The sequence below is a fragment of the Rhizobacter sp. genome, assembly GCF_035702065.1.
Classification (GTDB): Bacteria; Pseudomonadota; Gammaproteobacteria; order Burkholderiales; family Burkholderiaceae_C; genus Rhizobacter.
Genome location: NZ_DASSRA010000423.1, coordinates 1 through 6545 on the forward strand (window position 1 = coordinate 1; position 6545 = coordinate 6545).

4 protein-coding genes and 1 pseudogene are annotated in these 6545 nt (G+C 67.4%); 1 reads left to right on the forward strand and 4 read right to left on the reverse strand.

All coding sequences use genetic code 11. The features are described from left to right. Positions 1–1431 (forward strand): S8 family peptidase (locus tag VFL64_RS18685; protein ID WP_489541889.1); only part of this gene is annotated, 1431 nt, incomplete at its 5' end. A gap of 80 nt (positions 1432–1511) precedes the next feature. On the opposite strand, the gene acnB is transcribed toward VFL64_RS18685, so the two are convergent. The 4 genes and pseudogenes from acnB to VFL64_RS18705 all read right to left on the reverse strand — a co-directional run. Further along, the gene (gene acnB, locus VFL64_RS18690) at positions 1512–4103 is read right to left on the reverse strand and encodes a bifunctional aconitate hydratase 2/2-methylisocitrate dehydratase (RefSeq protein WP_489541890.1); all 2592 of its coding nucleotides are present in this window, start codon (positions 4101–4103) and stop codon (positions 1512–1514) included. Positions 4104–4256: 153 nt separating this feature from the next. Continuing rightward, positions 4257–4736, reverse strand: a complete 480-nt coding sequence (locus tag VFL64_RS18695) for a hypothetical protein (RefSeq protein ID WP_489541891.1) — start codon at positions 4734–4736, stop codon at positions 4257–4259. 311 nt (positions 4737–5047) lie between these two features. Beyond that, positions 5048–6061: an HpcH/HpaI aldolase/citrate lyase family protein gene (locus tag VFL64_RS18700; RefSeq protein WP_489541892.1), complete on the reverse strand. Its 1014-nt coding sequence runs from the start codon at positions 6059–6061 to the stop codon at positions 5048–5050. Continuing rightward, a pseudogene (locus tag VFL64_RS18705) lies at positions 6058–6545 on the reverse strand (trans-aconitate 2-methyltransferase); the annotation flags it as partial. The pseudogene VFL64_RS18705 and the gene VFL64_RS18700, both read right to left, overlap by 4 nt.

A 6545-nucleotide genomic window follows, 5' to 3' on the forward strand; every position in this document is an offset into this window, starting at 1 on the left:
ATCCTGCATGCGCTGGCCACGCCGAACGACACCCAGTACGGGCAGCAATGGCACTACTACGAGGCCACTGGCGGCTTGAACCTGCCCCCGGCCTGGGATCTGTCCACCGGCTCGGGCGTGGTGGTGGCCGTCATCGACACCGGCTACCGCCCGCACGCCGACCTGGCGGCCAACATCGTCGGCGGCTACGACTTCATCAACGACACGACCAACGGCAACGACAGCAGTGCGCGCGACAGCGACGCCAGAGACCCCGGCGACTACGCCACCTACGGGCAGTGCGGTCTCTTCAGTTCGTCGCACAACAGCAGCTGGCACGGCACGCACGTGGCCGGCACCATCGCCGCCGTCACCAACAACGGCAGCGGCGTGGCGGGCGTGGCCTACGGCGCCAAGGTGCAGCCGGTGCGCGTGCTCGGCGCCTGCGGCGGCTACACCTCCGACATCGCCGACGCCATCGTGTGGGCCTCGGGCGGCAGCGTTTCGGGCGCGCCCGCCAACCCCAACCCGGCGCGCGTGATCAACATGTCGCTGGGCGGAAGCGGTTCGTGCGACAGCACCTCGCAGAACGCCATCAACTCGGCGCGCAGCCGTGGCACGGTGGTGGTGGTGGCGGCGGGCAACAGCAATGCCAATGCATCGGGCTTCTCGCCGGCGGGCTGCTCGGGCGTGATTGCCGTGGCCGCCACCAACCGCAGTGGCGGGCGGGCGTCGTACTCCAACTACGGCTCGGTGGTGGCTGTGGCGGCGCCGGGGGGCGACACCTCGGGCGGCTCGGCCAACGGCATCCTTTCCACGCTCAACAGCGGAAGCACCACGCCGGGCAACGACAGCTATGCCTACTACCAGGGCACCTCAATGGCATCGCCGCACGTGGCGGGCGTGGTGGCCCTGATGCTGTCGCGCAACCCGTCGCTCACGCCGGACCAGGTGGCCTCGCTGCTCAAGAGCTCGGCACGTGCCTTCCCGTCAACCTGCTCGCAGTGCGGGGCCGGCATCGTCAACGCCTATGCAGCAGTCGTCGCCGCAGGAGGCGGCACCACGAATCCGCCGCCTCCGCCGCCGCCGCCCACCACGGTGACGGAAGTGGAGTCCAACAACAGTCTCTCGACCGCGCAGCCGGTGAGCGAGGGCAGTACGGTCAAGGGCGCGATCTCCAGCATCTTCGACACCGACTACTACCGCGTCAGCATCGCCGCCGGCAGCACGCTGGGTGCCCGGCTCACGCCGCCGAGCGGCGCGAACTACGACCTGTACATCTACAACGCCTCGGGCACGCAGGTGGCGAGCAGCACGCTGGGCACGGGGCAGGTGGACAGCACATCCGTCAAGAACAACGGCAGTGCGACGGCGACTTACTACGTGCGCGTGCGCTTCGTGAGTGGCAGCAACGGCTCGTCGTCTGGGGCGTACACGCTGGCGATCGACTGAGCTTCCGCGGCACAAACAGCGGCGCCAAAGAAAAAGCCCGCGGTGGGAGCCGCGGGCTTTTTGCTTTCAGCGCTGGACGATCAGGCCGCCACGGTCTTCGCCGTCTCGACGTACTCGTCGATCTGGTCGAAGTTCATGTAGCGGTACACGCTCGCCTTGTCGGCGTCGATGATGCCCATCTCCTTCAGGTACTCCGCAGGCGAGGGCAGGCGGCCCAGGCGCGAGGCGATGGCGGCCAGCTCGGCCGAGCCGAGGAACACGTTGGTGTTCTTGCCCAGGCGGTTGGGGAAGTTGCGGGTGGAGGTGGAGATCACCGTCGCACCTTCGCGCACCTGCGCCTGGTTGCCCATGCACAGCGAGCAGCCCGGCATCTCGGTGCGCGCACCGGCGGTGCCGAAGGCGGCGTAGTGGCCTTCCTTGATCAGCTCGTCCTGGTCCATCTTGGTCGGCGGGGCGACCCACAGCTTGACCGGGATGTCGCGCTGGCCGCCCAGCAGCTTGGCCGCGGCGCGGAAGTGGCCGATGTTGGTCATGCACGAGCCGATGAAGGCTTCGTCGATCTTGGTGCCTTGCACGTCGGACAGGAACTTGGCGTCGTCCGGGTCGTTCGGGCAGCAGACGATCGGCTCCTTGATGTCGGCCAGGTCGATCTCGATGACGGCGGCGTACTCGGCGTCCTTGTCGGCTTCGAGCAGCTGCGGGTTGGCCAGCCAGGCCTCGACCTTCTCGATGCGGCGCTGCAGGGTGCGGGCGTCGGCGTAGCCGTTGGCGATCATGTTCTTCATCAGAACGACGTTCGACTTCAGGTACTCGGCAACCGGCTCCTTGTTGAGCTTGATCGTGCAGCCGGCAGCCGAGCGCTCGGCCGAGGCGTCGGAGAGTTCGAACGCTTGTTCCACCTTCAGGTCGGGCAGGCCTTCGATCTCGAGGACGCGGCCCGAGAAGATGTTCTTCTTGCCGGCCTTGGCGACGGTCAGCAGGCCTTGCTTGATGGCGTAGAGCGGGATGGCATGCACCAGGTCACGCAGGGTGACGCCCGGCTGAAGCTGGCCCTTGAAGCGCACCAGCACCGATTCGGGCATGTCGAGCGGCATCACGCCGGTCGCGGCCGCAAAGGCAACCAGGCCCGAGCCGGCGGGGAAGGAGATGCCGATCGGGAAGCGGGTGTGAGAGTCGCCGCCGGTGCCCACGGTGTCGGGCAGCAGCAGGCGGTTGAGCCAGCTGTGGATCACGCCGTCGCCCGGGCGCAGAGCCACGCCACCGCGGTTGCTGATGAAGGCGGGCAACTCGCGGTGCATCTTCACGTCCACCGGCTTCGGGTAGGCGGCGGTGTGGCAGAACGACTGCATCACCATGTCGGCGCTGAAGCCCAGGCAGGCCAGGTCCTTCAGCTCGTCGCGGGTCATCGGGCCGGTGGTGTCTTGCGAGCCCACGGTGGTCATCTTGGGCTCGCAGTAGGTGCCCGGGCGCACGCCTTGGCCCTCGGGCAGGCCGCAGGCACGGCCGACCATCTTCTGCGCCAGCGTGAAGCCCTTGGTGCTGACGACCGGGGCCTGCGGCAGGCGGAAGGCGGTGGAAGCGGCCAGGCCCAGGAACTCGCGGGCCTTGCCGGTGAGCGAGCGTCCGATGATCAGGTTGATGCGGCCGCCGGCGCGCACTTCGTCGAGGAGCACGTCGCTCTTGAGCGCGAAGCTCTCGATCTTCTGGCCGTTCTTCTCGAGCTTGCCTTCATACGGATAGACGTCGATCACGTCGCCCATCTCGAGCTTGGACACGTCGACCTCGATTGGTAGCGCGCCGGAGTCTTCTTGCGTGTTGAAGAAGATCGGGGCGATCTTGCCGCCCAGCGTGACGCCGCCGAAGCGCTTGTTCGGCACGAAGGGGATGTCTTCGCCGGTGGCCCAGATCACCGAGTTGGTGGCCGACTTGCGCGAGGAGCCGGTGCCGACCACGTCGCCCACGTAGGCGACCAGGTGGCCCTTCTTCTTCAGGTCTTCGATGAACTGCATCGGGCCGCGCTTGCCGTCTTCCTCGGGCTTGAAGGCGGCGTCGGGCCGCGTGTTCTTCAGCATGGCGAGGTAGTGCAGCGGGATGTCCGGGCGGCTCCAGGCATCGGGCGCGGGCGACAGGTCGTCGGTGTTGGTTTCGCCGGGCACCTTGAAGACGGTGACGGTGATCTTCTTCGCGACTTCAGGGCGCGAGGTGAACCACTCGGCATCGGCCCACGACTGGATGACTTCGCGGGCCTTGGCATTGCCGGCCTTGGCCTTGGCGGCCACGTCGTTGAAGAAGTCGAACATCAGCAACGTCTTCTTCAGCGCGGTGGCAGCCACGGCGGCGACGTCGGCGTGGTCCAGCAGGTCGACCAGCGGCTGCACGTTGTAGCCGCCGACCATGGTGCCGAGCAGCTCGGTGGCCTTGGCCTTGGAAATGAGGCCGACCGTCACGTCGCCGTGGGCGACGGCAGAGAGGAAGGAGGCCTTGACCTTGGCCGCGTCGTCCACGCCCGGGGGCACGCGGTGGGTCAGCAGGTCCAGCAGGAATTCGCCTTCGCCGGCGGGCGGGGCCTTCAGCAGCTCGATCAGCTCGGCGGTCTGCTGGGCCGTCAGGGGCAGCGGGGGGATGCCGAGGGCGGCTCGGTCAGCAACGTGTTGGCGATAGGCTTGAAGCATGGAGTTCTCCGAGTGATGCGAAGCGAAGGGGAAATGAAGCAAGAATCCTGCGAGCCAGCCCAGGCCCCACCCGCAAAGCGGGTGAAGGTCGGGGAAGGGCTGGTCGCTGGAACATGAGTGATTCGTTTCGCTTGGTACTCGGAGAAGAAGCTCTTACTTGGGCTGGGCGGCCATGAAGGCGCGCTGCTTCTCGTGAGTACAAGCGTCGACCAGACGGACGCCCTGGCGGGTGTCCATCAGCATGGATTTGTTGGCGATCTGCAGCAGCAGGCCGACACCCTTCACGTCTTCCAGCCGCAGCGCGCCGGTGGACGAAAGAATGGGCTTGGTGGTGTAGGTCTTGCCCTTGAAGACGACATCCACGTAGCCGGGGTACTTGGGGTTCAGGCCGACGTCGATGCTTTGGTTGAAGTCGCACTCGTACTTGCCGAAGTAGGCGCGCTCGGCAGCGTCGAGCTGGGCCTGGTCAGCGGGAGGCAGCGGCTTGTCGGCCGGGGCGGGGGCCGCCTTCTTGGTTGCGGCGGCCGGCTTGGCGGCGGCGGGCTTGGCGGCAGGGGCCGGTGCTGCGGTCTGGGCCAGTGCGGAGGCACCAGCGAAAGCCATGACGGCTGCGAAAACGGCGGTACGAATCATGGAATCACTCCGTGGGGTTGAAACACGCACGGATTGTGATAGGCCACCCACTTGGGCTTTCGAGTGCCCATTCCCTGATTGCAACAAACTGCACAACTCTTGTGAAAAGAGCAGAGCGGCCGCGGTGGTGGCGCCGACCTTTGGCGCGCCATGGAAGGCCCACGTGCGAAAGCGGTGCGTGCGCGAAGTCACGCAGATGCCACGGATCTCGACCTCACGCGACAGGCGGAGCGTGCTAGGGCCTGTTCCATCGGGCCGCAGGCGCAAGAAACATTTGCTCGCCAAGTCGAAAAACCGTGCTGTGCAAGAGTTCACGCGGCGCCTCCGGCTTCTTCGCAGAAGAAGGCTTCACGGACGGCCGCCGGCAAGGGCTGCCCGGTGCGCTGGGCGCGCTCCAGCACGTGCCAGAAGTAGCGGTAGCTGGCGCGGTCGTGCAAGGTGTCGCGGTGGCTGATCGGCGCCCACTCGGCGGCTTGCGCGGCCAGCAGGATCTCGATCGCCTGGTCGGTCTCGGCCACGGTGGGCGCGAAGGCTTCGACGATGGGCAGGATCTGGTCGGGGTGGATGCTCCACATGCGCAGGTAGCCGAGCTGGCGCGATGCCTTTTTCGCGGCATCGCGTAGCAGATCGAGCTTGCGGAACTCGGTGACCACGCAGTGCGAGGGCGTCTTCAGGTGCGCATGGCAGGCGGCGGCGATCTCGAGCTTGGCGCGCACGACCAGCGGGTGCTCGAACTGGCCGCTGGCGCTCATGCCCGCTTGTGGAATGGCGCCGCGGTGCGCGGAGACAAAGTCCATCAGACCGAACGACAGCGACTCGATGCGCGGGTGTGCGGCAATGCGATCGACCTCGCGCAGCGCGCCGTGGGTTTCGATCAGCACGTGAATGGGGAGCGTGCGCGCCTTGCCGTGTTCGCACAGTGCGCGGTCGATCGCCTCGACCGCTTCACGGGCCTGCTCGTAGCCCTCGACCTTGGGCACCATGAGGTAGGCCAGGCGCGAACCGGCGCGCTTGACGAGCGTCTGCACGTCGGCGTCGAACGAGGGGTGGTCGAAGGGGTGCACTCGGGCGCCCACGCGCCCGAACACGTTGCGCGACGAGGTGGCGAGTTCAGCCACCAGGTGCGCATGTTCGGCCTCGCCGCCCACGGGCGCGCCGTCTTCGCAATCGAGGGTGATGTCGAACACCGGGCCCAGCTCGGCCTGCAGCTGCAGGCTCTTGAGCATGCGGGCCTCGACGCCGCAGTAGTGGTCGCACACCGGCAGCGATGGCGCGGCGGTCGTGCTGTCGAACAGGGCCTGGCGGGGGTGCACGGCGTGGCTCATGGCTTGCGGCGTGCCACGATGAACATGCGCGGGAAGGCCAGCAGCAGGCGGCCGTCTGCACGCGGCGGGTAGGCGGCGGCGATGTGGCGCTCGTACTCGGCGAGGTAACTCTTGCGCTCGCCCTCGGCCAGCGGGTCGATGAAGGGCTTGAGGCCAGTGCTGCGCACCCATTCGACGATCTTGGCGGGTGACTCCATCGGGTGCTGGTATGCGGTGCGCCAGACGTCGACCTCGGCTGCCTGCGGCGACAGCAGGTCGTAGTAGGCCTGCAGCGGCAGGATCTTGGTGCGCACCGACGCAGCCTCGCCGATGAAGCCGGCCCACGGCGCGAGTGCGGCCACCTCGCGCATGGCGCGGTGGGTGGGCTCGTCGCGGTTGTCGGGCATCTGGATCGCCAGCACGCCGCCGGGCGCGAGCGCATTGAACAGGCGCGGCAGCAGCGTCTCGTGCTCGCCCACCCATTGCAGCGCGGCGTTGGCATAGA

Excerpts from the sequence above, each read along its gene's own strand:
- acnB (WP_489541890.1), bottom strand. The coding sequence starts at position 4,103 with ATGCTTCAAGCCTATCGCCAACACGTTGCTGACCGAGCCGCCCTCGGC.
- VFL64_RS18695 (WP_489541891.1), bottom strand. The coding sequence starts at position 4,736 with ATGATTCGTACCGCCGTTTTCGCAGCCGTCATGGCTTTCGCTGGTGCC.
- VFL64_RS18700 (WP_489541892.1), bottom strand. The coding sequence starts at position 6,061 with ATGAGCCACGCCGTGCACCCCCGCCAGGCCCTGTTCGACAGCACGACC.